Source organism: Paenibacillus sp. GSMTC-2017 (assembly GCF_016019935.1).
Classification (GTDB): Bacteria; Bacillota; Bacilli; order Paenibacillales; family Paenibacillaceae; genus Pristimantibacillus.
In genome coordinates, this window is sequence record NZ_JAECMT010000003.1 from 560091 (window position 1) to 586519 (window position 26429).

The 26429-nt window shown below is 39.5% G+C and carries 18 protein-coding genes; 14 read left to right on the plus strand and 4 right to left on the minus strand.

Annotated features, from left to right (window positions below):
- Positions 1 to 58: 58 nt before the first annotated feature.
- The 3 genes from I6N90_RS14520 to I6N90_RS14530 all read left to right on the plus strand — a co-directional run bounded on the left by I6N90_RS14520 (position 59) and on the right by I6N90_RS14530 (position 3038).
- A complete protein-coding gene (locus I6N90_RS14520; RefSeq protein ID WP_197936317.1) occupies positions 59 to 1150 on the plus strand; it encodes a DUF3048 domain-containing protein in 1092 nt (363 codons plus the stop codon).
- A 256-nt stretch (positions 1151 to 1406) separates the two neighbouring features.
- Entirely contained in the window at positions 1407 to 2018 is a 612-nt protein-coding gene (locus I6N90_RS14525; protein ID WP_197936318.1) for a DUF47 domain-containing protein, read from the plus strand.
- Positions 2019 to 2042: 24 nt separating this feature from the next.
- A complete protein-coding gene (locus I6N90_RS14530; protein WP_197936319.1) occupies positions 2043 to 3038 on the plus strand; it encodes an inorganic phosphate transporter in 996 nt (331 codons plus the stop codon).
- Between the two features lie 111 nt (positions 3039 to 3149).
- Here I6N90_RS14530 and I6N90_RS14535 read toward each other — a convergent pair whose 3' ends face one another.
- Entirely contained in the window at positions 3150 to 3716 is a 567-nt protein-coding gene (locus I6N90_RS14535; RefSeq protein ID WP_197936320.1) for a hypothetical protein, read from the minus strand.
- A gap of 231 nt (positions 3717 to 3947) precedes the next feature.
- Here I6N90_RS14535 and I6N90_RS14540 point away from each other — a divergent pair, with 231 nt between their 5' ends.
- The 8 genes from I6N90_RS14540 to I6N90_RS14575 all read left to right on the plus strand — a co-directional run bounded on the left by I6N90_RS14540 (position 3948) and on the right by I6N90_RS14575 (position 17837).
- Entirely contained in the window at positions 3948 to 4238 is a 291-nt protein-coding gene (locus tag I6N90_RS14540) for a YerC/YecD family TrpR-related protein (RefSeq protein ID WP_020619046.1), read from the plus strand.
- Between the two features lie 15 nt (positions 4239 to 4253).
- Positions 4254 to 5024, plus strand: coding sequence for a sirohydrochlorin chelatase (locus I6N90_RS14545; RefSeq protein WP_197936321.1), 771 nt, complete (start codon positions 4254 to 4256; stop codon positions 5022 to 5024).
- Between the two features lie 29 nt (positions 5025 to 5053).
- Entirely contained in the window at positions 5054 to 5962 is a 909-nt protein-coding gene (locus I6N90_RS14550; RefSeq protein ID WP_197936322.1) for a diacylglycerol kinase, read from the plus strand.
- 42 nt (positions 5963 to 6004) lie between these two features.
- Positions 6005 to 7498: a 23S rRNA (uracil(1939)-C(5))-methyltransferase RlmD gene (rlmD, locus tag I6N90_RS14555; protein WP_197936323.1), complete on the plus strand. Its 1494-nt coding sequence runs from the start codon at positions 6005 to 6007 to the stop codon at positions 7496 to 7498.
- A 1103-nt stretch (positions 7499 to 8601) separates the two neighbouring features.
- The gene (locus I6N90_RS14560) at positions 8602 to 10146 is read left to right on the plus strand and encodes a TIGR02677 family protein (RefSeq protein WP_197936324.1); all 1545 of its coding nucleotides are present in this window, start codon (positions 8602 to 8604) and stop codon (positions 10144 to 10146) included.
- Entirely contained in the window at positions 10118 to 11320 is a 1203-nt protein-coding gene (locus I6N90_RS14565) for a TIGR02678 family protein (RefSeq protein WP_197936325.1), read from the plus strand. Before I6N90_RS14560 ends, I6N90_RS14565 begins: the two co-directional genes overlap by 29 nt.
- The gene (locus I6N90_RS14570; RefSeq protein ID WP_197936326.1) at positions 11313 to 15494 is read left to right on the plus strand and encodes a TIGR02680 family protein; all 4182 of its coding nucleotides are present in this window, start codon (positions 11313 to 11315) and stop codon (positions 15492 to 15494) included. Before I6N90_RS14565 ends, I6N90_RS14570 begins: the two co-directional genes overlap by 8 nt.
- A 219-nt stretch (positions 15495 to 15713) precedes the next feature.
- Positions 15714 to 17837, plus strand: coding sequence for a protein kinase domain-containing protein (locus tag I6N90_RS14575; RefSeq protein WP_197936327.1), 2124 nt, complete (start codon positions 15714 to 15716; stop codon positions 17835 to 17837).
- A gap of 1021 nt (positions 17838 to 18858) precedes the next feature.
- Here the strand turns inward: I6N90_RS14575 and I6N90_RS14580 are convergent.
- On the minus strand, positions 18859 to 19086 hold the full coding sequence (locus tag I6N90_RS14580; RefSeq protein WP_197936328.1) for a hypothetical protein: 228 nt from the start codon (positions 19084 to 19086) through the stop codon (positions 18859 to 18861).
- A gap of 1055 nt (positions 19087 to 20141) precedes the next feature.
- Here I6N90_RS14580 and I6N90_RS14585 point away from each other — a divergent pair.
- Together I6N90_RS14585 and I6N90_RS14590 are read left to right on the plus strand one after the other, a co-directional pair.
- Complete coding sequence (locus I6N90_RS14585; RefSeq protein WP_197936329.1) at positions 20142 to 21584, plus strand: AAA family ATPase; 1443 nt, start codon at positions 20142 to 20144, stop codon at positions 21582 to 21584.
- Entirely contained in the window at positions 21574 to 22515 is a 942-nt protein-coding gene (locus I6N90_RS14590) for a DUF4435 domain-containing protein (protein WP_197936330.1), read from the plus strand. The genes I6N90_RS14585 and I6N90_RS14590 overlap by 11 nt, the downstream gene beginning before the upstream one ends.
- 722 nt (positions 22516 to 23237) lie before the next feature.
- On the opposite strand, the gene I6N90_RS14600 is transcribed toward I6N90_RS14590, so the two are convergent.
- Both I6N90_RS14600 and I6N90_RS14605 read right to left on the minus strand, forming a co-directional pair.
- A complete protein-coding gene (locus I6N90_RS14600; RefSeq protein WP_197936332.1) occupies positions 23238 to 24716 on the minus strand; it encodes a sensor histidine kinase in 1479 nt (492 codons plus the stop codon).
- Positions 24713 to 25384, minus strand: coding sequence for a response regulator transcription factor (locus I6N90_RS14605; RefSeq protein WP_232243001.1), 672 nt, complete (start codon positions 25382 to 25384; stop codon positions 24713 to 24715). Before I6N90_RS14605 ends, I6N90_RS14600 begins: the two co-directional genes overlap by 4 nt.
- A 159-nt stretch (positions 25385 to 25543) precedes the next feature.
- Here I6N90_RS14605 and I6N90_RS14610 point away from each other — a divergent pair, with 159 nt between their 5' ends.
- A complete protein-coding gene (locus I6N90_RS14610) occupies positions 25544 to 26422 on the plus strand; it encodes a carbohydrate ABC transporter permease (protein ID WP_232243002.1) in 879 nt (292 codons plus the stop codon).
- The last annotated feature ends 7 nt before the right edge of the window (positions 26423 to 26429 follow it).

The following is a 26429-nucleotide window of genomic DNA, read 5'->3' on the forward strand; positions in this document are numbered from 1 at the left end:
AAGATAGAAATTGTAAGCGGCTTCAGTACGACTATTAATCTAGTAAAGGTGGAAACGCATGAATAAGAGATTGCGAGTTTTATTTGCGGTTAGTATGGTTTCTATCTTTTTAATCCTTACTGCTTGCAGTGGGGGAAAGGGCTCAGATGCCGCAGATCCTACATCAACTGATGGAACTTTAGAGACAAGTGAAACCCCTAATGAATCATCTGAACCAACACCAAAGCCTTACGCTGCACCGTTGACAGGAATAGGACTAGACAAAGATGCTCTTAACCGACCTATAGCTATTATGATTAATAATTACTCAGCAGCTCGTCCTCAATCGGGTTTAACGGGTGCTGATGTTGTGTGGGAAGTACTTGCTGAGGGAGGAATTACGAGATTAATTGCTATTTTCCAGAGTACTGACTCTTTGACGAACACGATCGGTCCTATTCGCAGCAACAGAGCCTATTTAATTGATGTGGCCGATAGTTACCGGGCGATAATGGCCCATGCAGGAGGTAGTCCAGAAGCATATAGTATATTGAAAAAACAAAGGAAACCGTATTTAGATGAAATCTCGAATGCCGGAACTTATTTCTGGAGAAGTAAAGACAGGAAGGCCCCTCATAATTTGTACTCTAACTTGGAGAAGCTTCGTGAGGGTGCGGAAAAAAGAAAGTATACTGATGATCAGCCACCTCTGAAATACACATTTAGTAGCGATGGAACGATAACAGGTACTATTGATGCAACAGCAGAATTAGCGACAAATATTTCGATTTCATTCCTTACGAAAGGTTACAAGGTGGGGTATATATTTGATCAAACATCAGGGTTATATAAACGTTCGATTAATGAAGAGCCACACATCGACCTTAACAACAACGAGCAACTGTCCGCAACTAATTTAATTGTATTAGAAGCAAGGCATAAGACACTTGATAATGTAGGTAGGCTAAGTGTTGATCTTGAATCAGGTGGATCGGCTTATTTGTTCCAAAAGGGTAAAAAAATCGACATTGATTGGGTTAGAAGCCCAGATGGGATGGTTCGATTCAGCAAAGATGGAACTGAGATTACGTTGCTTGTGGGTAAAACATATATTCATGTTGTTCCGAATCAACCTGCACTTTCAGAGCATGTATCATGGGTAACAAATTAATGCGTAGGAGATACTAATAACGGATGCATGAATGTGAAAGTGAAATTCCTGAAATTTACAAGACGATGTAAAGTAATTGTAAATTATGTTGTGATTTTAGGGCGAAAATCGAGTATATTGTTAATTTTACTTGTTATAGGCGAAAAAATATGATTAAATTTGATGGATGTTTACACAGCGTTAACAATTGCAGTGTAGACTAGTTCAAGTAAGTGGCAAGGACAACTAAACTTTCTAGTCGATAAAGGGGATTGACATGTTTAAGAAAAAAGATATTTTCTTCAAAACGCTCGAAGAAATGGCAGACACTCTAGTTGTAGCTGTAGAATACTTTGCGAGCGGTGTATCTGATCTGTCGGATGTCTCAGCTTTTGCTAAACGTATGAAGGAAATGGAAAGTCAGTGCGACAAGTACACTCATACAATAATTAAAGAACTTAACAAAACGTTTATAACACCAATTGAACGTGACGATATTTTGGCACTTACTAAATCACTTGATGATGTACTTGACGGAATTGAAGCTTGCGCTTCCCGTTTCGAAATGTACTATATCCGTGAAAAAGATGAATATATCACATTGTTCGCTGATATCATCTTGCGTTCCGCACACCAGATCAAAGATGCTATTTACCTACTCACACAGAAGAAATTGCTAGCTATCCGTGAGCATACAATTGCAATTAATGAACTTGAAAATCAAGCTGATGACGTACTTCGTGTATCCATTACAACGTTGTTCGCTAATGTAAAAGATCCAATTGAGCTCATCAAACGTAAAGAGATTTACGAAAGACTTGAGCAAACAACCGACTATTGCGAAGATGTCGCTAATACTCTGGAATCGATCATTATGCGTAATAGCTAACGTAAAGGAGTAGGGGTCGTCAATATGGAAATATATATTTTATGGATAGTAGTCTTTTTGGCGCTTTCGTTTGACTTTATTAACGGATTCCATGATACTGCAAATGCAATTGCAACCTCCGTTTCTACTCGTGCACTTAAACCGAGAGTAGCGGTGCTTATGGCAGCCGTTATGAACTTCTTAGGAGCGATGGCCTTTACGGGTGTTGCAAAAACAATTGGCGGCGGCGTTGCCAATCCTGCTGATTTGAAGTTCGGCGTTGAAATCGTTATAGCAGCACTGCTTGCTGCAATTGCATGGAATCTAATCACTTGGTGGTTCGGTATCCCGTCTTCATCTTCACACGCATTGATCGGTTCACTAGCTGGAGCAGTTATTGCTGGAGCTGGACTAAATGCTGTTAATGGCGATGGAATCATGAATATTATGAAGGCTCTTCTATTGTCTCCGCTTATCGCGTTTACAATAGGTTTTATCTTGATGTGGGTTTTGAAACAAGTATTTGCAAAATCGAGTCCGCACAAAATTAATAAGGGATTCCGTTCGGGACAAGTAATTACTGCCATGTTCCAATCGTTCTCCCATGGTACAAATGATGCACAAAAGGCAATGGGTATTATCGTATTTGCCCTAGTTGCAGCTGGTGTTCAAGACAATATGGATGTCCCTTTTTGGGTAAAAGTTTCTGCAGCAACGGCAATGGCACTAGGAACTTCCGTTGGTGGATGGAAAATTATTAAAACGATGGGTACAAAAATATTTAAAATTGACCCAGTGAATGGCTTTGCAGCAGATATGGGTTCAGTAATCGTTATTCTTACAGCAACGGCATTACACTTGCCCGTAAGTACAACACATGTTATTACCTCCTCTATTCTTGGTGTAGGTAGCGCAAAACGTTTCTCAGCAGTTAAATGGAACGTAGCTGGAAGAATCTTGATTGCTTGGGTCATTACAATTCCAATCACGATGCTACTTGCAATGTTGTTCTTCTGGATTATTAAGGTGCTTTTCTTATAAAATCAGTTTTGAATTATTGAACAAAGGACAGCTTCAATCCCAATAGCTAAGCTAATGGGTGAAGCTGTCCTTCTTGTGTGTGTTACTTGTTGTTGTGAGATGTAGTAAGAATTATCTTCTAGGTTTCTGACTTCTACGTCTAGAGCCACTACCGTTACGTGGTCTACTATTTCCAGCAGATGGTTTACGTTTTTTGCGCCTTTTTGGTTTCCAATCATTTTTAGACTCTTCACTTGAAGAAGATTTTTTGCCGAAGGAGCCCATGAACACTTTTACAAGTGGGGCAATTTGAGTAACACTGCTTACTACTTTTTGTACTTTAGTAACCGTTGAAAGAATACCATCTAAACCGCCCATTCGATCTACAAAACCTTTGATTTCAGTTATGTTTGCATGACTGACTAAGTTTGCAAGTGAGAACCCTTTTTTCGGAGCTACACTCTCTATTTCCCCGAATTGATTCGAGGAATGTGGTACGACGGCTGGCAGTAGACTTTGACTTGCTGAAGTTTGCGAAATATGCACCTCTGGAGAACTCATATCACCATCATAGCGAAAGCTCCCATGCAATCCATTATTGGGATGGTTCAGCTGATTTTGACCTTGTCGATGACTATTACCATCAACCGGCCCATTGCCATGATGGTTGCCGACACCGGGTGAGTTATAATGATTCAAAACGGATCACAACCCTTTTTTATAATAGTCTATGGCATAGGCAAACATACGGATTGGACGAATGACCCGATTTTATAATAAAATTATAGGGCTTTTGTACACATTAAGCGTTTTTGGGGATGCAAATAAGTCTCATTCCAACATTCGGTGAAGCGTGAATACGGTAATGTTTGAAAAATAATAGTTTAACCTATACAATGAAATCAATAGTAATTATAGGAGTGAATGCACATGCAGCTTAAAAAGCTGAACGATAAAGCAATAGATCAATTATTTGAGGCCGTATTAACATTAAAATCGGTTGAAGAATGTTATGTATTTTTTGATGATCTATGCACAGTAAATGAAATTCAATCCCTGTCTCAACGTCTTGAAGTTGCACGTATGTTAGGCAAAGGGAGTACATATAACCAGATTGAAGCGGAAACAGGTGCCAGTACTGCGACGATCTCTCGTGTAAAACGTTGTTTGAATTATGGCAACGACGGATACAAAATGGCATTAGAGCGTCTAGGTAGATAAGGGGCGAATGCCTTTATGAAGTTCGGCATTCTTATTATTAGTCATGGCTCTAGAGAAGCAGAATGGGTGCGTCTAGTGGATGAAGCTGTTCATTCAATAGCTACAAAAGTCGAAGCGAAGGTTGTTTCGGCTTTTTTGGAAATTGTTGAAGGCAGGTTAATTCAAGATGGCATCGATGAGCTGGAGCGACATGGAGTAACTGAAATATTTGTATTGCCGCTGTTTATATCATCGGGAAGTACTCATGTTGATGAAATTGGACAAGCGTTCGGCTTGCCCCCCGTTTCTGATCTTGAAGGTGATCTTGGACAGTTCCGTTTCCATGCAAAAATTACGTATGGTAAACCAATTGACGATGATCCAGAAATTGCTGAGCTACTGCTCTCTACTATTTCGAAGCTTTCGGAAGATCCGAGCAAAGAAGCGTTATTATTGATCGGTCATGGTAGTAAGGAGCCTGTTTTTCATGATCGCTGGGTACTCGGTCTCTCAAAACTTGTGGAACGACTTCGGGAATTAGGGAATTTCGCAAATGGAGATTATGCCATGTTGTTGCCAGATCAAGCTTCTGCAAAGCTAATTGCAATGCAACAAGAACTTGTGGGCAAAACTGTAATCGTGGTACCTTTATTTTTGAGTAAAGGTTATTTTACAAACCACGTTATTCCTTCACGACTAGAAGGATTAACATATAAATATAATGGAGAAGCCATGTTGCCTCATCCTGCCATTGAACGTTGGCTTGAAAGACGAATTTCGAATTGGATGCTCAGCAAGAGGGAATAGCTAGTTTTCATAAGGGGGTGCCAGTTGCGATGAAACGCGCAAGACTGATCTATAATCCGACATCAGGTAGAGAAGAAATGAAAAGACGTCTACCTGACATATTACAACGTCTTGATCAAGGTGGTATTGAGACGAGTTGTCATGCGACAACAGGTGAAGGTGATGCAACGTTAGCAGCTGCTGATGCAGCAGAGCGTGGTTATGATATGATCATTGCAGCTGGAGGAGACGGTACACTTTGCGAAGTTATTAATGGTTTGGCAAATAAGCCGAATCGACCTCCGCTTGGGATATTACCAGTTGGTACAACCAATGATTTCGCGCGTGCTACGGGAATTCCGAAACATTGGGAGTATGCTTGTGATCTAATTATTGGAGGATATACCAGACCCATTGATATCGGGAAGGCGAATGACCGTTATTTCATCAATATTGCTGGTGGCGGTTCATTAACCGAATTATCTTATGATGTTCCAAGTAAGCTGAAGACGATGGTTGGTCAGCTTGCTTATTATATGAAGGGTCTAGAAAAGATGACCCGTCTACGTCCGACTGAATTGAAAATCGTGGCTGAAGGTATTGGCGAGTTCCACGATGAATTTATGATGTTTCTAATATGTAATAGCACATCCGTGGGTGGATTTGAGCGTCTTGCTCCAGACTCCAAGCTGGATGATGGACTATTTGACGTATTATTGATTAAGAAAATGAATATTGCTGAGTTTATACGATTGGTTACGTTAGCGCTCCGCGGTGAGCATTTGAGTGATCCACATGTTATGCATTTTAGAACTGATAGTTTGAAGGTGACGACACCGGATTATGTGCAACTTAACTTGGATGGTGATTATGGCGGGGTGCTCCCGTGCCAATTTTCAATGTTGCCTTCTCATTTGCAGATCTTTGCGGACGAAACGGGCGAATCAACCTATCGTTAACCGGTTATCCATCAATGCCAGCTAGGAAAGAGCGGAGACAATATGACAAGAAAAACTTCAAAAGGTGCTAGAAATACAAAGGCAGTGAAGTCTGAAACAAATGCGCCGTTTCTAAAAAATGAAGAGCTCACGGTTGATATTATCGGCCTGACTCATGACGGAGAAGGGGTAGGCCGTGCTAATGGCTTTACCCTTTTTGTTCAAGGTGCGCTTCCAGGGGAATCTGCTCGCGTTCGAGTTATGAAGCTGAAGAAGCAGTATGGGTATGCTAAACTTCTGGAACTAACAAAGAAGAGTGAGGATCGTCTAAATCCTCCTTGTGATATATTTAAAGAATGCGGTGGCTGTCAGTTGCAGCACTTTGATTATGAGGCGCAACTCGCATGGAAACGTCAGCATGTCGTGGACAATCTTAAGCGGATTGGGAAGCTGCAGGTTGAGGGCGAAGGAAGCGATAGTGGACAAGTAGAGGCTGGTACTGCTGGTAAAGCTAATATTGCTGGTATAACTGTTCTTCCTACTGTTGGTATGTCCGATCCTTGGCGTTATCGAAACAAAGCAGCTGTACCAGTTGGGGCTAGTCAGGATAGCAAAGAGCTAATCGCTGGTTTCTTCGCACGTGGCAGCCACCGGATTATCGATATGGACGATTGTCTTATTCAGCATGACGATAACGATGAAGTTATCCGCGCTGTGAAGCGTATCGGTAGAGAACTTAGAATACCACCGTATAATGAAGAAACTGGACAAGGTGTTCTTCGACATGTAATGGCTCGTACGGGTGTAGTAACTGGCGAAATGATGATCGTACTGATTACAAATGGTAAGCGACTACCAAGACAACCCGAATGGATTGAACATATTCGTAAAGCATTGCCGAATGTAAAGAGCATCATTCAAAACGTAAATGAGCGGGATACAAACGTTATTTTCGGTGATGAGACGCGTGTTCTATGGGGCAGTGAAGTCATTTATGATGAGCTCGATGGCATTCGATTTGCGATCTCTGCACGGTCATTTTATCAAGTTAATCCTGAACAGACAGTTGCGCTCTATCGTACGGCTGTAGAATATGCGGGCTTAACAGGTGTCGAGAAAGTCATTGATGCTTACTGTGGCATTGGTACGATCTCGTTATTCCTTGCACGCCAAGCGGGGCATGTCTACGGTGTAGAGATAGTGCCTGAAGCGATTGAGGATGCGAAACGGAATGCGAAGCTTAATGGTATAGAGAATGCCTCATTCGAAGCTGGCCCTGCGGAAGTCGTTATTCCACGCTGGCGTAAGGAAGGCATTGAAGCGGATGTAATCGTTGTTGATCCGCCGCGTAAGGGTTGTGACCCAGCGCTGCTGGAAACGATACTTGAGATAAGGCCTGAGCGGGTTGTTTATGTGAGCTGCAATCCGTCGACATTGGCGCGTGACTTGCGTACACTTGAGGATGGCGGATATCGGACGGAGAAAGTTACTCCGGTGGATATGTTCCCTTGGACGGTTCATGTGGAGAGTGTGGCTTTGCTTACACGGAATTCTTAAATAAGACCGAATTTACCTGCTTTATATGGACTCAAGCATATAGTATGTTTGAGTCTTTTAATTTATTGTGTGCCTAGCAATGCTAAGCATAACTAGCCGAAGAAAGTTCGGTTAAGGTAAGAACGAAGTCGCTTCGTAGCTGACGGGTATCCCGTTATGAAAGATGCCTTTACTGGATTCACATAAGATACAATGCCTTTGTTTCCGCAGCAATTCTTTAAGGCTTTAGCAAAGTTGCCCAGAAAAAAATTTGCGATACTGTAGTGATGTATTTGATTCTAGTTTTTCTGTTGAAAATTTTATTTCTAGCAAGATGGCTTTTAACTTTGTAGGCTGAAACACAAAAGAACTATCGAGTAACTAATCGACTACAAGAAAACCAAAGGATTATACTTAAACTACTCACTCTAGTAAGTCACTTTCTCATTTAGTTTCAATACTGTTTGAAGTTCTCAAACATATTGTAATGTGGTGTTTTTTCCACTAAAGCGGATTTTTGTAGAGTATTGAAAGTATTCACTCTCAAAGTTAAAAACCATCAGAAGATCCCAAAGATTAGCACTAATTAATACTTTCAATAGATATATAAAATACCTAGAACAACAAATCGAATTATCCCCACGCTAGTTTTTTCTCGAACACATCTAGATAATCGACAATATGAAGTGGTTTGAAATCCTTGAACGAAATATGCTGAAAAGCGGGGAAGATTAGTAGCTTCAAACAAATAGTGCGTGTTAAATGCACGGTGTTTAAGAAATACTTCGATTACCATTACTCAACAAACGCTCCGAAATTCATTTTTTCTGGTACGTTAAATTCCTCTACTTCAACCACCAGCCTAAATTTCATATATTTGCTTTTCGCTTCCTGTTTTTGTTCAGCAATGAACAGTTTTGTTGAAGTGTATGTATTTTCTCTTAGTATCTTTACAGGTGTTGTACTGACAAGAACTATTAATTATCGACATGTTTAAATATTTGTTATTAAGTATTCATCCCTCATGTTATATATTTATAATATCGATATTTCCAAATATTAAGAAAAGATAATACAATTATCAATTATTTGAAACTCAGGCATTCGAAAAAGGAGTGTTTCGTTTGGATTTGTCATTGACGCGTGTAATAAAAGAAGCAAGTTATTTGTCGACACAAAAAACGCACCGATATCGTCCAATATTAAGATACATGTATGAGCAACATCGTATATTTAATAATGATGTTTTACCGATAGAAATTTTCACGCATCTTAAACAATTTCCGGGGTTTGAAGATTATACGCTCGAAGAGCAGGATGCTGATTTATCTATTTTAGTTCAAAACAATAACTTAGTGTTGAATCAGGATAATACGGATGCTGTTACATTGGAAGAGCTTATTAAGAATCGAAAAACATATTCCCTAACGGACTATACGATTGAATTTGAAAAAATGCTTATTTTTATGGAGAAAAAACTTCACCGTATACGTGGTGGATCGTTGGATAAAAAGCTCACCGAGCGCTTATACGATGCTCTTATTAAATTAAACGGATTCTCGGTACAAACCGATTTGGATTCGACTTCGCTTGTTCAATTATATGAAGCGTGGGACGAGTTGTTCGAACGGTTTACAAAGCTTGATAATGATGCTTCGGATTATTTGAATCATATCAGCGGTGATAAATTGGACAGCAAAATGGAAACCGATGCCTTTATCGTGTTTAAAAATCAGTTCCGTTCTTATTTAACGGATTTTATGGTTGAACTTAACCGCAATTCGCCTGTGATAATTAATATTATTACACGCATTTCGGAGAAGAAAATTAAGAACATCATATTGCAACTTGTCCGCCATAAGAAAAATATCCCTACCACGATGGTTGTGTCGGACAAAGAGTATTTCGAAACCTTTTTTGATGTATGGACAGGCATCCGTAACTGGTTTTTGGAAAGTGATACCAAACCGAGTAAAGCGTTTCATCTTGAGGTCCGTACTCGAGATGCTATCAGTAAAATGTCTAAGCTTGCACACTTTCATGCGGAGCGGCAATTTGTGAAAAAGAGTCGAGTAACAGAATTTTTACGACTTGCAGACATGGTGCATGTGTCCGACAACTTGGAAGAGGCCCACAGAGTGTTTTCTTATTTATTCGGATTCGAAGGCATTCAGCATTTCAAAGTCGCAAGGAAGCCGTCGGAAAGGAATGATGGTACGGTATGGGATTTTGATCCGGATGAACTAGATGTGACGTACCGTATTCGGCCTCCGTTGGACAGAACCATAAAGCAGAATTTGAAGGTATCAAAAGTGAGCCTGGAGTCACTTGAATTGAGACGGTTGCTCGTGGAACGGCTGGCATACGAGGAAAGTGTGCTAAAAGCTCTTGTGGAGCAGCCTTACTTAGTTCTAAAGGGTTTGGATATCGGAGTTGAGCCGTTTGTTCGAAAAGCATTATTAGATTGGATAAGTGCGGCACTTTTGAATCCAGTTGGTTACGGAATCTATGAAGGGACTACAGAATTTGGCGTGAAATTTAAACTTCATAAGGTTAGTAACGATATCATCGAACTGCACTGTTTGGATGGAATCCTCTTCTTGCCGAATTTCGAGATGACATTCACGGAGGTGAAAACACATGAAAAAGCCGTCACAGGAGTCTCTTAATTGCATTCATCAATTGCTTGATAGTTTTTGGGTTGTACGCAAGGAAAATCCGGAGCTGTTTTATGAAATCAAACAAAACGAAGGGTTCCTGCGGGATTACTTTAAGGACTACTTCCGTTTTAAATTGGTGGTCGGAGCAAATTTTGCAAAAGTCGAGAAGTTTCAAGTAACACCTCAACCGTCAACAGGTATATCAGATTTCAAAGAAGTGAAAGATTACGTCATTTTTTACTGCGTACTTGCGTTTTTGGATGGAAAGGCATCAAAACAATTTGCATTGTCGGACATTTGCCAAGCGGTCGTTTCGTACTACCCGAGGAGTTTAAAAGGAATAGTCAGTGAAAATACACCGATATTAACATGGAAGGGTAGCGAAGGGTATAAAAATCGACTATCCCTTGTCCGTGCATTGAAAGAAGCTGTTCGGCGGTGTTTGATAGAAGTAATGGATAAAAATATTGAAGACTTCCAAGACAGAGAAACGAATGATGCGCTGTTGCGTTCAACCGGACTTGTGAAATATTTTATGCGTAATATCAGTTTTAATATTGTAGAAAAGTTGAGGCTAAACGATATCGTGTTGCTTCAAGAAATGCAGGAACGGGAATTAGGTGTAGAAAGAAAGCATTTGCTGTATCGGAAACTGTTTTTGGAGCCAGCCTTGTATCGGCATGAAGTTTCGGCGGCAGATTTTGATTACTTAAGACAGTATGGACGTCATCTAAATGAACATGTTGAAAAATACTATGATATGAATGTGGATGTTTACGGGAGCAGTGCTTTTTTAGTAAAAGAGAACGTCGGCACTTTTCGGCGGTTTTTCCCAGCGAACAATGCCGAATCTAATCTAGTTGTTCAGTTTGCAACGTTGTTGCGGCTTAAAATCATCGACGATAATGACAGTCTCGTTGAACAAAAAGATGGGACAGTTAATTTAACCGACATTGATTTGGATATTATGTGCCGGCAGCTTATTGATGAGAACAGTCATGGATGGACGACGGGGCTAAAAAGCATGAGTGTCGCTGAAGTTAAGAATACAATTAAAAACATGCTATTTGAATGGAAGTTAGCAGAGGTAACGAAAGAGGGCGATTTGAAACTATACGATGTAATCGGAAGATTTTTCGAAAAACCTAAAGAAGAAAAAATAAAGGAGAATGACGATGACTAACCATGCACGGCGTTGGAAACCTCACCGCGTCATCCTATTTAATTATTGGTATTTTAATTATGAAGAATATTACTTCAAGAACGGAAGACTGCTACTGCGTGGTCATAATGGTGCGGGTAAGTCGATTGCCATGAACACGCTTTTTACATTCATGCTGGATGGAAACAAGGATCCTAAGCGGTTGGACCCATTTGAGTCAAGTGACCGTAAGTTTTATGACATCTTGCTTGGCGAAGAGTCGTTAAACAAGGACATTATCGAGCGCATTGGTTATGTTGTGATTGAATATAAGTTAACAAACACGGAGCAGTACATCACGACTGGATTTGGACTGCATTCCAAACGAAAAAACAGAAGGTTGGAAGATGCCTGGGGGTTTGTGATTCATGATCGCTCTCGGCGTATTGGGCGCGGAACAAATCCGATCTCGCTCTATAAGGTAGAAGTATTAGATGGATCACCGGAGCAAATCCCTTTAAATAGAAAAGAAATAACAGCAGTAATCCGTGAGAGTGGTACGGTCGTTGATAGTAAAGAATACGCTGAACTGATTAATAAGCAACTATTCAAGTTTCCAGATGTAACAGGACTTAAGCTTTTTACTGATGTTCTCGTGCGGCTTAAGAGCCCTAAGCTAACCAAAGGCGGGGGGCCGGACGATTTAAAGGAAACATTGAACGAATCATTGCCACCATTATCCGACCAAGAATTGTCTGCACTAACCACTACCGTAGAAGCGCAAGACCAAACGCAGCGGGAAATTCTAAAAACACAAAGCGACCTTGGTTTTGCAACGAAACTGGATAAAGGTTATGACGATTATATTTCATATGTATTTGCAGAGAAGGCTAAGTACTATTTGGAAAGCAACAACACGTGGAATGCCATTGCGTTGGAACATCAAACGGTACTAAGTGATATTGAAACCAAGAGTGTTGACTACAATGAGACGGAGCAAAAAATCCGAAATATTGAACATGAAATTGAAGGTTTGAAGCAAGCAAGGCAGGAATTGGGACATGATAAAATAGTGAATTTGGACGATACTCTTCAATCTGCCAAACGGGAGCTAACCCGAATATCGAATGAAAAATCAGACCAAACAGATCGCTATGATTTGAAGAAAGCATCATTAACGGATGCTAATAATGAACGACGTAATATTGAAAATGAATTATGGGTAATTGAGAAAGAACTAAAAGCCGCGTTGGAAAGTTTGGAGGAGTTGGGGATGGATTCGGCATTTGAAGACATCTATCTGGCATTCTCTGATCATTTCAAGCGAAATGAGAAAATTGAAAATTATAATTTTTCAAATTGGGAGTCTAATATAAGAATCAGGCTTCAAAGGCTTGGGGTGCTGCTCAAAAAAATTAACGAACTGGACCAAAAGAAGCGCGACTTGGATGGTATGAGACAACAAATCGAAGAGAAACAAGGCGTTCTTGAAATTGAAAGAGAAAAGCGTATGAACCTTGCGAACATCTATGATATGGATCGAAATAACGCTTATGCTGAGCTTGAAAACTGGATAAATGAATTAACAGCTCTTGTGCTCAGCGCTAATAGCAGTACGAGCGTGAAAAGGATGATTAATGGATATCTAGAAAATGTGACTGAAGAGCAGTTGATATGGCCAATCACGCGTGAGCGTGAAGAACAAGTATCCCAGTGTCTTATGGAGCAAGCATTAGTAGACGCTAAAATGCAATCAAAGATTGAAAAAAGAAAGCTCACCAAAGAAGAACTCTGTTTTCTTGAGGGGGCTGATGAAATAGAACCTGAGCTTCCGATATCCAAGGAAAATCAAATAAGGGAATTCAAAGAAAGGGGAATTCCATGTGCACCGTTTTACGCTGTAGTTGATTTCAAAGGAAACCTTACTGAGGAGCAGAAATCACGGTTGGAGTCGGTCTTGACTGAAACTGGCGTACTAACCTCGCTGATTGTACCTAATAACCGTTATAACGAATCATTATCTGGAACGGTTCTTAGTGCTCATCAGGCTAAGGCATCGAACAATCTAACAAAGTATCTAGATGTTTCGGCTGCCGGGGATGTGAGTCATGATGATGTGCTAGCAGTTCTGCAGGGGATTTCGGTTTCCGTTGAGGACGCTTATTTTGTAACGGCTGAAGGATCATTTAAAGGTTCCTTTACAGCCGGAACGGCCTCGCAGTATGGGGTGGCCAAGTATATTGGAAAGCATGCTAGGGAACAAGAGCGGCTCCGCAAAATCGCGGTGTTAAAAGAAAAAGTAGCCGCTCTCGAGTTCGAAATTGAGGAGCTTGAAGTGCTTTTTAATGAAAGTAAAGTGAGGCAATGGCAAATTGAAGTTGAGTACCAATCGTTTCCGAAATTTTCGCCTCTAAAGGACGCCAAGCAACAATTTGAATCCGTTGCAAAACGCATCACAGAATTGTTGGAACCTGAGCTCATGTCGTTAAATGAAAAATTTAAGGAACTAAAAACTAACGTGGAGAAGCAAAGCAGGAACCTGAACGCAGAATTCGAAGACATCGCTATTGAGAAAAATGTGCAGGTAGTAAATGGTACGTGTGAAGGTTTGCTTAATTTCGAGCGCGCATTATCAAATCTAAAAATCACTTACCGTTCAAGAGAGGATAAACAAATTCTTCTAAAGAATCAAGATGACAAGATAGACACTATTAAAGATGGTGTGAATGACGCAAAGGCAGCCGTTCTATCACTAGACGGGCAAATCAAGAAAATAAATGTTCGAATAGAAAATTATAAAAAGCAATTAGAGGACATTGACGCGGATAACATTCGTGAGCTTGCCAAAAGTATTAACGATAAACTGGAACAATTGCCAAAGGACCAAAGAGAGCTGGACGGACAACTTAGTGAACTGAAAAACAATTTAAAAAATCTTCGTAATCGCCTTCCAGTTGGAGCTCAGAAGGAACACTTTATGAAGGAGCTTGTTTTGGCGTGGGAAAGTGCCTTTCTGCAAGATGCAAAAGAATTCAGTGAAAAGTTTGGGCTTGAAACCGAATCAGATACGAAATTGCTTGCTGAGAGTGTCAAAGCGAAGTTCGGACAACTTCTCGCGAAGAAGGATAGAACGAAAAATAAAAGTGAATTGGGCAATGTCTTCTCAGATGCGGACAAGGGATTACCGGAATACAACTTAACGATGGAGCCAATGGAATTCGAGTTCGAGTTTTCTTATATGGCTATTGAAGACGAAATTCGTGTAGAAATGCTTAAAACGATAGCCAGACGTGAAAAAATTACACTAGAGTATCAGTCTCGTCGTGTTTCGCCGTCGTTTGCCAAAACCAAGCTGACCGAGCAAGACCAAATGCTTGCAGAGGTAATGGCTGAAAAGGATCGCGAGATTTACGAAGATATCCTGATTAACCATGTCGGAGATACGGTAAAAAACAAAATTCGAAATGCGAAAGAATGGGTAATACGTATCAATACAATAATGGAAAAGACACAGAACTCCAGCGGACTGAAGTTTGAAGTCGAGTGGTCACCGAAAAGGACCGACAATGAACAAGAACTCGATACGATAGAATTAATGCGATTTTTGGAGAAAGATCCCATATGGCTTGCGGATTCCGATAGGAAAAGGATAGCCCAGCATTTTCGTTCCAAGGTGTATGAAGCGAAACGTAAATCTGAGTTGAGCGGTACACCGACCTTCATGGAAGATATTAAGTTGGTCTTAGATTATCGAGATTGGTATGAATTCATTATTTACTACGAAAAAACAGGAGAAAAGCGCAAAGAAATGAAGAAAAGCAATTACAATACCTTCTCCGGAGGTGAGCGAGCAATGGCGATGTATACACCACTCCTAGCAGCGGTTGATGCACGTTTACAAAATGCTCACTGTGAAGCACCTCGTATATTTGCACTAGACGAAGCGTTTGCTGGCGTAGATGATAACAATATCAGAGAAGCGTTTAAAGTTATTGAGATGTACGACTTTGATTACACATTAAACTCACAATCTTTATGGGGTTGTTATGAGGAAGTGCCTGATCTTTCGATTTATGTTCTGAGTCGAATGGGGAATTCAAACCTTGTTAATTCAACGGCATACTCATGGAATGGTATTAAGCAGACGCGTGTGGAAGAACCGTATGAAATAAGTGAAGACATTCAATCTTCGTTTGTTCAAAATACATTGTTTTGAGTTTGGTGACGTCCACCGCATGCAGCGTAGGCAAATGCAATTCAACATGAGATAATCTGGGCAAACTCATAAGTAATAGTATCACAAGATTTCTTGATTTTTTTATCGTGAATTCCCCCTTTGCGGCAAGAAAGAACTATCGCTTAAAAAGATGATAGTACATAACTTCAATATGTTTACTAAAATCTTATAGGAAGACATACAGGAGGAACTAGATAGATGCAAACATCATTACAGCAGTTAGTTGAGGTTTTCCGAGACATTGATGGTTTTAACAGAGTGTTTTTACTTTTTCGACAAAAATACAGAAGTTACGGGAGAATTACCAAAAGTACCACAGTTATTCTTGAAGATCCGACACTTGATGAGTTGAAGGTATTAAATGGATTTTTGGGTTCGACTTATGAGAAAGAAGAAGCAGTCCCAATTACTGCTGACGAAATCGAGAGAGAAATTCGAAATAGTAAATATCGAGAATTATTCGATGGATACGATCTAAGTGATTTTCTGAAAATTTATTACGGGGGGAAGTTAACCTCAAAAAGTGAAGACAAGCGCCGTTATGATGCAGAGAAGATGAAATTTTTTCAATCATTCTTGAGTGAAACTCAGATGGAAAGTTCATTTTATCGATTTATTTCGTTTATCAGGACTTATAAAAATGCACCATCGGTTCATAACGCCTACAAAAAAAGCCCAGAATCACTCGAAGGCCTACTAATTTTAACAAATAATCTGTTTGAGCAGTTGCCATTCAACAATGACATCGATCTGCCCATGCTTGCATATAAGCTTAGAGGGGACTATCATGCGTTGGCTCCTAACTCGGATGCTGGCAAGATGATAATATTTGCTTTACAAGTATTAAATCACTTGGCTAAAGATGCTGAAGTTCTTCCGAAACTCGAAGATGAACAAATAGAGAAACTGTTGAAGGAGTATGGCATCTTGTTCTGTCCAGAATCCAATAAGATGGCACAACGGTTGTGGATTGCTGATATCAAGAATGGTGAAGAGATGAAGAATTATCAACTAATTCCCTTGGAGAAGATTGATCGGGGATCTTTTGCACAGGTGTACAGGGTTTTTGACCCGATTGAAAGAAGAGAGTGGGCTTGCAAAGTATTGTTTGAAAGATCATATTTTATGCAATCCTATGGGAAAGATGGGGAAGAATATCTACGACGTTTTAAAACAGAGATTAATTTGCTTCGAGATCATATCGTGCATTCTAATATTATTGAAATTGACAAGATGCAGCTAGAGCGTGATCCTGTACTGTTCACAATGCCATTAGCGACAACTTCCCTAGATAAATGGATAACTTCGAACCCTACTTTACCCCATGAGACAAAGTTAAGCATTTTCAAGGATATTTTAAGTGGTGTTGCTTATCTACATCAGCATCCAATCAGTCATCGGGACTTGGCCCCTCAAAATATTTTGTTGTTTCAACAAGATGCTGGAAAAGTAGTGGCAAAAGTAGCTGATCTTGGCTTGGCTAAAGATCATCGAGCGCTCTCTTCCATCACAAGATATTCGCAAGCTTCATATGGAAGGGAGGCGTTTACTGCCCCAGAGCAAAAGAAAAGTCTAAAAAATGCTGATGCTTTATCCGATATTTATTCTCTTGGGGCGTTGCTTTATTATATATTTAGTGGAACTTCACCTGAATATATATTAAAATCGTCTATTACTTATCAGCATATTGTTGGAAAAGCAATGAGAGATGATCGCTCCAAACGTTATCAAACTGTTCAAGAGTTGTGGGACGATATGATGAATAGTCCGCTAGCAATAGATTATTACTCATTTGAAGGTTTGATAAATTATAAATTTAATGATTTTACCAATGATGTGAATCATGTATTAAGATGTCTGACAACAGTTGATATTTGGGAAGAGAATGAAGTTCTTCGGACATTTATTAAGGCGTTAATCTCTGTGCCACTTAATATAATGGCAAAATGTTCAAGGCATGAGATGGTGATGGTTCCTTTCATACATACTGTAAAGAAGAATATAGATAGAGCAGAGTGTAGGGATGAGGAATGGTATCATGTTTCATTGCGCATAGCAGAAATTTATAAAGAAACTCAATATAGTGCGTTGAAATTATTGGCAGCTCAACTCATTCTAGTTATTTCCTTAAAAAAGGAGAGTAAATTGACTCAAAATATACTGGTGGATATTTTATCAACCTTAACGGGTCAAAATGCACTTTCCCAACAAATTGCAAATGTTATTGAGAATGAATTCTTAAGCTATCATGATGTATTAATTGGACTTTTAAAGAACATTGACTACCCATCCAACATACGTTTTGCTCTAAACGATTTTTAATATGAAGGTGTTTAAACGTTATGCTATGAATCGTGCCATTAGTGTAGTAATGGAAGTCCTGCATGGTAAGAACAAAACGTGTATTAGTTTCACATGGAAACTTAATCATGCTCCTACTTAAGAATTTTAATGACCGTAAGGGGTTTAAGGAGTGAAACCTTTATCTAATTCTGATGTATTTTATCTTTCCTTCTTAGAAGAGAAGCCCACCATTCATTAGATATGGTCAGAATCATCTACATTAGAGAGCAAGCATACTCTCTTGGACATGTACATATTTGTTGTTACTGTATAATCCGCACTATAGATAGTGCGAAAAGTTTAAGACAAAGAGGGAGTTTAGGCTCCCCTCTCTTGTTAATGGATTTATGAAATAGTAGTTGATAGTGATACCATCATCGACGCTGACTTCAATTTTCCTTATCAATTTGTGTATGATATCTCATAGTGTTTCTTCGTCAGGAGCTCGTGTTTCAGAAACTTCATTAACTCATTTTGAAAAAATTATAGGTATTGAGTCCAGAATTCTATATCTAATAACAGTTTCTCTAACTCCGCAGTGCGAGACTTTAATGCTTCCTGTGCTCATGTGATTTCTCTAACTATCTCATCGTAGATTACCTTCGTAATCCTTCAGATGATACTAATTATTGGGTTAATAAGATTAGCTCATTCTTCCGTTGTTTAAGCTGACTTTTGATATTCGTAATTTCACTTTGTAAAAGGTTGGTGTTTAGTTCTGCCCATTTCATGGTTCTTCATATTTTGTGATTCTGATGTTAATGACGCGATGTCTACTAATACTACCGTTTTTAATGTTTCGTGCTTGATGAAGTGGGAAGAGCAATGTTTACATATGTCGCACATATATTGCCTCTCTGGTACTACTTATAATTAGAACCTTGAGATACACTCCGAACAGAATACCAGCCTTGCGAATAGTGGCTTTTTATCTCTTCCGCGAACAGTTCTTATAGATTTTATTTCCCACTAATGTTGAGCTTTCATGAACGCGTCATCTCTAAATCAAAAGTTCATAACTGCCAACTATAACTGCATGTTGCTCAAGGTCGTTTTTAATTTGTTCCTTGTGTCCCTTTTTCTGAAGAAATAATTTGTAATCGCTATTAACAAATTCTTGCTCTTGAACCAACTTGTCAGTATAGTGAGGATTGCTGATACTGCATTTAGCGGTTGTGTCATAAAATTTTGTCTGTTTTTTGGGTAGGGAATTTTTTTTGTCATTCAAATGGCAGGCTATCTTATGGAGTTCCCATCTGATTATTGACTTTACAATAGATGATGAAGCATCAACTTACAATAGAAATGTGTACAACTACTGAGCTAAAGAAGTACGGAATAAGTCTATCAAGAGAGTAACTAGAACAATTAAATGTGGTTTGTTTTCTACGGGTGATTGATTTCACGGATTCTCGGCGTTGTATTACTTAAAGTTTTTTTATGGAAGGTAATAATAAATCACTGGCTGAGACGCTGAGCTACTTTCCAGTGTGAGTTAGAATATTAAACAAAATGAGCTGTTTATTCAGCATTTTAAGTGATTGTATGACGAGTAGAAGGATACTGGGTCATGATTTAATGTTCGGAGGGAAATTCAAGGAAATTCTGGCTGTAATCGTTTTGCAAATTGACAAATTTCCCAAGCAAGTAGTGAAGGATAATATAGGTATTACCGCATGAAAAGATAAATTTTTTATTTCTGCAAGAAACTGAAACATGCATCGCGTATAGTGCGTTATAAACTTCAAATTGAGGAGTACTCATCTAATAACCAGATGCTACAACTAATGCTGACAATGCCAAGAGTGGCTAGGCAACAACTGTCATAATCTATCAACCTTATATTCTCCACTTATACAAAGATATACAGATATTTTCGGGGAGATAAAGGATTATCTTTTGGAAAATGGAGTTACTTAGGAGGGAGGGGGCGGTAGCTGGAGATTACATACATAGTTGAGAAGTCCCCTACTCACCTACACTGTTTATTGAAATGTCAAAATAACTTCTTATCTAATAAAATCAGACAAAATTTATGCTCTTTGAACCGATAGAAAGTATAAATGAGAATTAGTATCGAATATATGCTCTTTCAGATGATATGTTTTATTAAAACAGATTTTCGATGACCTCTCTGCAACAATTGAAGAAGTGGTAGCGATACACGAGCTGATGAAATCATTTTTTCTTTTATAATACATTAGAAACTTCTCGTCCTATTAGTTTATTAAGAAGGTATTCTAATATTTTCATTGAATATAAGTTTATGGGAGGGATTGGAATATGAAATATTCTATGCTTAATATTAATAGGTTTAATATCAACAAAATGTTTGGATGGAAAGATGTTAATTTAACATTTGATGGGAATGTAAAAATTTATGTAGGGGAGAATGGTATAGGTAAAACTACAATCTTAAATATAATTTATTTTACTCTCACACTGGATTTTGAAAAGTTGAGAGAAATTGATTTTGAGTCTATTGAGATTGAATTCAAAAACAAAGAGAACGCAATTATTAAACGTGAATGGCTTTTAATTGAGAATGACTCCTTTGATTTCGATAGATATAGATTGCGATTGAACCGACATTTAACTCCTGATGAATTTGAATTTGTATTTAATAAAATTTATAGAGCAAGAGAAAAGACATTAGATGACTTCATTAATTTATTCAATGATGGGCTAATAACCAGACGAGCTAATGTTAATGGGATTTTTAGCGACATAAAAAGACTTGAAATTCATGCGGATGCAAGATACTCGGACTATGTTAATAATGTTAGAAAAGCAATTTCTAAAAATATCACACAAAGGATATTATACTTTCCTACATATAGACGTATAGAAGAAGATTTAAATAAATTAGGATACAAAATTCAAAAAGAAGAAGAAAAATCAGCTTATTTATCTCAAAATAGTAATAAAGCAAGTAACATAGTCCTTAATACTGGTGAAATTATTCAATTTGGAATGAATGATGTATACGCCCTCATTGAAAAGTTAGAAAAAAAAATTCAAGATTCAACGTTGTCCGGATATTCACAAATAACTGGAAAGATGATTAATCATCTGGTACACGATAATAAAGTAGATATTGAAATGAAGGAAGTTGTGAAAAATGCAGAATCTTTGAATATTGTGCTTGAGAGAGTTGGTACTCATCTAGATAAAAACGATAAAATACGGATAAGAGATTTAGTCGCATCAAATGTACTATTCGAATCTAATCAAAATAATTATAATCCATTGATATATTTTTTATATAATTTAATACAGCTTTATGAAGAGCACAGTGAAATCGACAATTCAATTAAGTTATTTAGAAAAGCATGCAACAACTTTTTAGTTGACAAGGAAATCGTGTACAACGAAAGTTTAGTGAAAGTTAATGTTATGAATAAGTATGGTAATAAGATAGAACTGAGCAATTTATCTTCTGGAGAAAAGCAAATAGTTTCACTATTTTCCAAAATATATCTAGATATTAATAATGAATTTGAATTTAATACTAGCAACGATTTTGTCATATTATTTGACGAACCAGAATTATCATTGTCAATTGAATGGCAAGAGAAGTTATTGCCAGAAATTATGTCCTCGGGAAAATGCTCATTTATGCTAGCAGTAACTCATTCTCCATTTATATATGCAAATAACTTACGTGATTGCGCAGAAAGTATTCAAGATTGCATGAAGGAGACTGAGCAACGAAATGGTCAATAGTGAAAGTCCACAAAATCGTGTAGAATTCATGGAAAGAAAGGCTAAGCTTATTGCTGGATACCATAAGTTTCTCCAAAATTATACAAAATACAAAGAGGCACCAATATGTTTTGTGGAAGGAGAAGATGAAAGGTATTACCACCTAAGAGTAAAGTTATTATGTGATAATCTAGAACCTCAGTTTATTATTTGTGGTAATAAAGATGGTGTACTGAATACTTTTGACTTAATAAATAGTTCAGAAAAATATTCAGATTGTAAATTATTATATTTTGTAGATTCAGATTTTGACCCTAGAATATCAAATAATTTAATTTATGAAACACCCTGTTACGCAGTTGAAAACTTCTATACCAGCCGAGAAGTTGTATCAAAAATACTTAAATGTGAGTTTAAGTTTGATGAAGATGGCCCTGACTTTTCTACTGCAATGAAGTTATATTCAGAAAGACAAAGTGAATTCCACGAAGCAATTTCATTGCTTAATGCGTGGATTGCTTGTCAGAGAGATATAGCAAGGACCGGTATAATGACTAGATTAAATTTAGGCGGGCTAAAGATAAATAATTTTGTAGCAATTGAGTTAGATAAAGTTGAAATGAGATATGACATTGATTTAATAGAATCAAAATTTTCACATGCATACATTTTACCGAGGGACAATGTTACTACCAAACAAGAGGAGCAGAACATTGCAAATAAGCGCTTGATTTTTAGAGGGAAATTCGAATTAGAATTTACTAAAAAATTTTTACAAAAGGTTAAGGATGACATAACTAGCCAAGAGCCAGCTTTTTTCAGTAAAAAAAGGAGTATTAGTATCAATATTCAAGAAGCGATTTCTCAATTTTCTATTTATGCAGAGACAACTAATTGTCTGATTGAATACACAAAACAACAATGGACAAGTTTATCGAGAGAAGCAGTATAGATAAATAAGGTGAACACTGGTACATCCTTTTAGTTGTCAATAATAATGAATCCATACATGTGATGTGTATAAATTAATGATAAGGAAATCAAAGAATGAGAAATGACATATTCGCTGAAGAAGTAAAAAGACAGGAAGATGATACATGTGGAGTGCGTTAAAGGGATTTGCCGAGTCGATACCTAGATTTCTATAGCTATGGGAAATAGGCGAAGTATTTCTCCTTTGCGAAGAACGATAGTGCTAACAAAATAAAGTACTACGAGATTCGATTAAAGCTTCGGTTGTTTTTGTTGTACACCATTTATCTCTCGAATATATAGTGGCTAAACCAGTCAGAACCGGTCAGAGAGAAGCGTGACTAATTGGAAACAGAACAGCTTGACAGCAAGGAGGTTATAACGAGGTTTAATCCTATCATGACATTGGGATTTATTAGCGTACGGAAGTCTGAGCATCTTCCGTACGTTGAAATTCGGGAAAAGATTACTTGAGCAGCCGGTATTGTTCATGCCGTCACGTAAGAACGATTTCAGCACTAGAATACTGATTAAGATGAAAGAGAAGTTCGCAAAGTCAGATGCGCCAGCTCTGCAAAATAAAGTGACGCTTTACTTGGAAGAGTAGTGCCCAGCCATGTACGGCGCGGCACCGTGCAAACCCCCTCCCTACTACCGTAAGCTGCGAAGAGGGAGGGATTCGCTCCAAAATCGGCCTCTGGGCTAGTTATCATTCTTCCATCGAACCGAAAAAAGCACACCCTCCCCTGTATTCGCCAAGCTATATTCCGACTGATGGATATTCAGTATCGTATTGACGATATATAGCCCTAGGCCGCTGCCTCCGGTCGTGCGGCTTCGGGATTTCTCAATGCGGTAGAACGGCTTGAACAGCTTTGGGATTTCGCTTGGCTCTATATATGCTCCAGTGTTCAGCACGCTTAAAAGCACATGTCCCTCATCCGCATCCAAGGCGATCCGGACTTGCTCGCCGCTCCGCGTATAGTAGACCGCATTGCTCATCACATTAGAGACGGCCTTGGACAGCAGACGTTTGTCTCCTGTCACCATTAGGTCTGGTGCGAGTTCGGCCTCCAGCTTAATGTCGTTCAACTCGCATACGTATTGTATCTGCTCAGCTACTTCCTGAACAAGCACAGACACATTCACAGCTGCCATGCTCGGCTGGAAGCGATGGTTCTCTAGCCGCGAGATATCAAGAATTTCATAGACCAGCTTCTCCATCTCTTTCAGAATGTGATGGGATTGCGCCAAATATTTGTCCCGATCCCGATATGGACCAACATTGTGTAGCATCGCTTCAAGCTGGCCAGATACGGCTGTAATAGGCGTTTTCAGCTCATGGGAGATCATGTCCATAAATTCCCGCCGCAACGCCTCATCTTCCTCCTTTCGTTGAATATCATCTTTCAACTGTGCATTTGCCCCGGTAAGCTCCTGCAAGGCATGCTGCAAATTCATGGAAAGTTCGTTTAGAGAGCGGGAGATATCGCCAATCTCATCACTGGAATCATGGCAGGACCGCTCCGAGAAATCCAGTTTGGCTAGTCGCTTGGCTATTTGGCTGATTCCGATCAATGGCCGGGCGATAAGGCGCGTGTATATAAGCGACGCTAGTACGGAAATTACCAGAATGATAAGCGCCATGTATGGGATGAGCCGCAGAAGCATTTGCGTCGCTTCATCAATTGGCTGTAGAGAAGCCTGCATAGACAACTTATAACCGCGGGATTCGTATCCGGGCAAGGGTAAATTCGTATGGGAAATCATCTTCGGCGTCTCAGCCAAGTGTACACTTAGATTTTCTGGATCAGGAATGATGATGGTGGAATGAACCCCCCCCTTTTCTGTGGGCATATCCGATTCCTGAGGCGGAAAGTAAGAAGCTTCTGTGATGAAATGGTCAGGGTACACCCATTTGCCCGAGCTGTCTTGCACGGACAGGGAGGCATTGTAACGCAAGGAGAATTCATCTAGCTGTTTGACTGCCTCCGTCCAGTCTTCTTGCGGGAAGGTCGCAAGCAAGCGAGTAATGCCCTGATCCAAGTCTGCAGATTTGTTCTGCAAATAAAAGGACGGCAAAATAAAATACAAGGTTACATACAACAATAGCGCAAAAGCAACCAGGACAAGACTGGTTAACACAAAAATTTTAAAAGCTATGCTTCTATACTTGCTCATGTCAGCCGTCCTTCCATTAAATAGCCGATGCCTTTAATCGTTTCAATACATGAGACCCCCATTTTTCTGCGGATGTTTTTGATATGGGCGTCGACCAGCCGCATATCTCCGAAAAAGTCATATCCCCATACACGATCCAGAATCATCTCTCGGGTAATGGTTCTCCCAGCATTTTCAATTAAATAGGCAACAATAGTGAACTCCCGGACGGTCAGTTCAACGGGCGCTTCGTCGACAAAGGCTTTATAGCTGTCGCAGTCCAGACGAATGCGGCCGTACAGTAACTCCTTCGGTTTCGATTCCGGGCGCGATCTTCGCAAGACCGCCTCGACCCGCTTGACAAGCACATTGAAGGAGAACGGCTTGGCAATATAGTCATCTGCCAGTAGATCGAAAGCCTGCAATTGATCCTTTTCCTCGCTTAAGGCGGTCATCATAATAATTGGCGTCCGACTCTGGTTGCGAATCATTCGGCAGATGGAGTATCCATCCATATTCGGCAACATAATATCGAGCAACACAAGATCGAAAGTCCCCTCGGTAAACTTCTTGTATCCCTCGATTCCGTCGCTGGCGACGTCCACTTGGTACCCCTGCGCTTTCAAATATTCCGCGATTAACTCCTGAATATAGCTGTCGTCTTCAACGATTAATATAGCTTCAGACATAATGCACCTTCTTTAATTGGTGATTTTTTCCGATCTTACCACATCGATATGAATTTTATATGAAAATAGAGCCGGCAAACTATCTTCTTCCCAATTTCAAACGGTTTTCATACGAATTTCACACGGCCGCCGTATGATGGGTTCCGAGGGGGAGGGCCTATGAGGAACATAATGAAAAGGATATTTTATCGCGAGACGAACATCGCCCTGTTATTTATGACGCCAAGTCTGGCGGGATTTGCCCTGTTCTATTTAATGCCATTTGGCGCCGGGTTTTATTATTCCTTGATGGACAGTCCCTCGGAAGGTTCGTTTGTGGGCTTGGCCAACTACAGGGAGTTGCTAGAGAGCGATTCTTTCCGTCTTGCCGCACAGAACACCGGGTTGTTCACCTTAATAGGAGTTCCACTCGTAATGGTGATCTCACTGGCGCTAGCACTGATGCTTAATCGTGCATTGCCACTACGCAATTGGCTCAGGGCCGCGTATGTCATGCCGCTAGTAGTGCCAGTGGCTTCGATTGTTCTTTTATGGCAGTTGTTGTTCGATCGCTCCGGTGCAGTCAATGGACTCTGGACGTTATGGGGAAGCGCGGACACAGACTGGATGAACTCGTCTTGGGCCCGGGTCGTTGTGCTGCTGGTTTATCTGTGGAAGACGATTGGATACAACATGATTCTGTTTCTGGCCGGATTGCAGAACATTCCAAAGGACTACTACGAGGCGGCGGGTCTGGATGGTGCCGGGCCATTCAGGCAATTGTTGTCTATTACACTGGTTTGTCTAACGCCAACTTCGTTTTTTGTTGCGATCATGTCGATCATCAGTTCATTCAAGGTGTTTCGGGAGACGTATCTAATTGCGGGAGATTATCCGCATGAAAGCATTTATTTTCTCCAGCATTACATGAATAACATGTTCCAGGCTTTGGATTACCAGAAGCTTACTTCTGCGTCCTTTCTGATGGCTGCGGTGATAATTCTTGTGGTAATAATCTTGTTCCGTTTTGAACGGAAATTTCACGAAAGAGTGTCGTAATGGAGGG

Coding starts and splice junctions, on each gene's coding strand:
- I6N90_RS14530 (WP_197936319.1), top strand. CDS start 2,043: ATGGAAATATATATTTTATGGATAGTAGTCTTTTTGGCGCTTTCGTTT.
- I6N90_RS14540 (WP_020619046.1), top strand. CDS start 3,948: ATGCAGCTTAAAAAGCTGAACGATAAAGCAATAGATCAATTATTTGAG.
- I6N90_RS14525 (WP_197936318.1), top strand. CDS start 1,407: ATGTTTAAGAAAAAAGATATTTTCTTCAAAACGCTCGAAGAAATGGCA.
- I6N90_RS14570 (WP_197936326.1), top strand. CDS start 11,313: ATGACTAACCATGCACGGCGTTGGAAACCTCACCGCGTCATCCTATTT.
- I6N90_RS14605 (WP_232243001.1), bottom strand. CDS start 25,384: ATGTCTGAAGCTATATTAATCGTTGAAGACGACAGCTATATTCAGGAG.
- I6N90_RS14585 (WP_197936329.1), top strand. CDS start 20,142: ATGAAATATTCTATGCTTAATATTAATAGGTTTAATATCAACAAAATG.
- I6N90_RS14590 (WP_197936330.1), top strand. CDS start 21,574: ATGGTCAATAGTGAAAGTCCACAAAATCGTGTAGAATTCATGGAAAGA.
- I6N90_RS14575 (WP_197936327.1), top strand. CDS start 15,714: ATGCAAACATCATTACAGCAGTTAGTTGAGGTTTTCCGAGACATTGAT.
- I6N90_RS14565 (WP_197936325.1), top strand. CDS start 10,118: ATGAAAAAGCCGTCACAGGAGTCTCTTAATTGCATTCATCAATTGCTT.
- I6N90_RS14520 (WP_197936317.1), top strand. CDS start 59: ATGAATAAGAGATTGCGAGTTTTATTTGCGGTTAGTATGGTTTCTATC.
- rlmD (WP_197936323.1), top strand. CDS start 6,005: ATGACAAGAAAAACTTCAAAAGGTGCTAGAAATACAAAGGCAGTGAAG.
- I6N90_RS14610 (WP_232243002.1), top strand. CDS start 25,544: ATGAGGAACATAATGAAAAGGATATTTTATCGCGAGACGAACATCGCC.
- I6N90_RS14545 (WP_197936321.1), top strand. CDS start 4,254: ATGAAGTTCGGCATTCTTATTATTAGTCATGGCTCTAGAGAAGCAGAA.
- I6N90_RS14550 (WP_197936322.1), top strand. CDS start 5,054: ATGAAACGCGCAAGACTGATCTATAATCCGACATCAGGTAGAGAAGAA.
- I6N90_RS14600 (WP_197936332.1), bottom strand. CDS start 24,716: ATGAGCAAGTATAGAAGCATAGCTTTTAAAATTTTTGTGTTAACCAGT.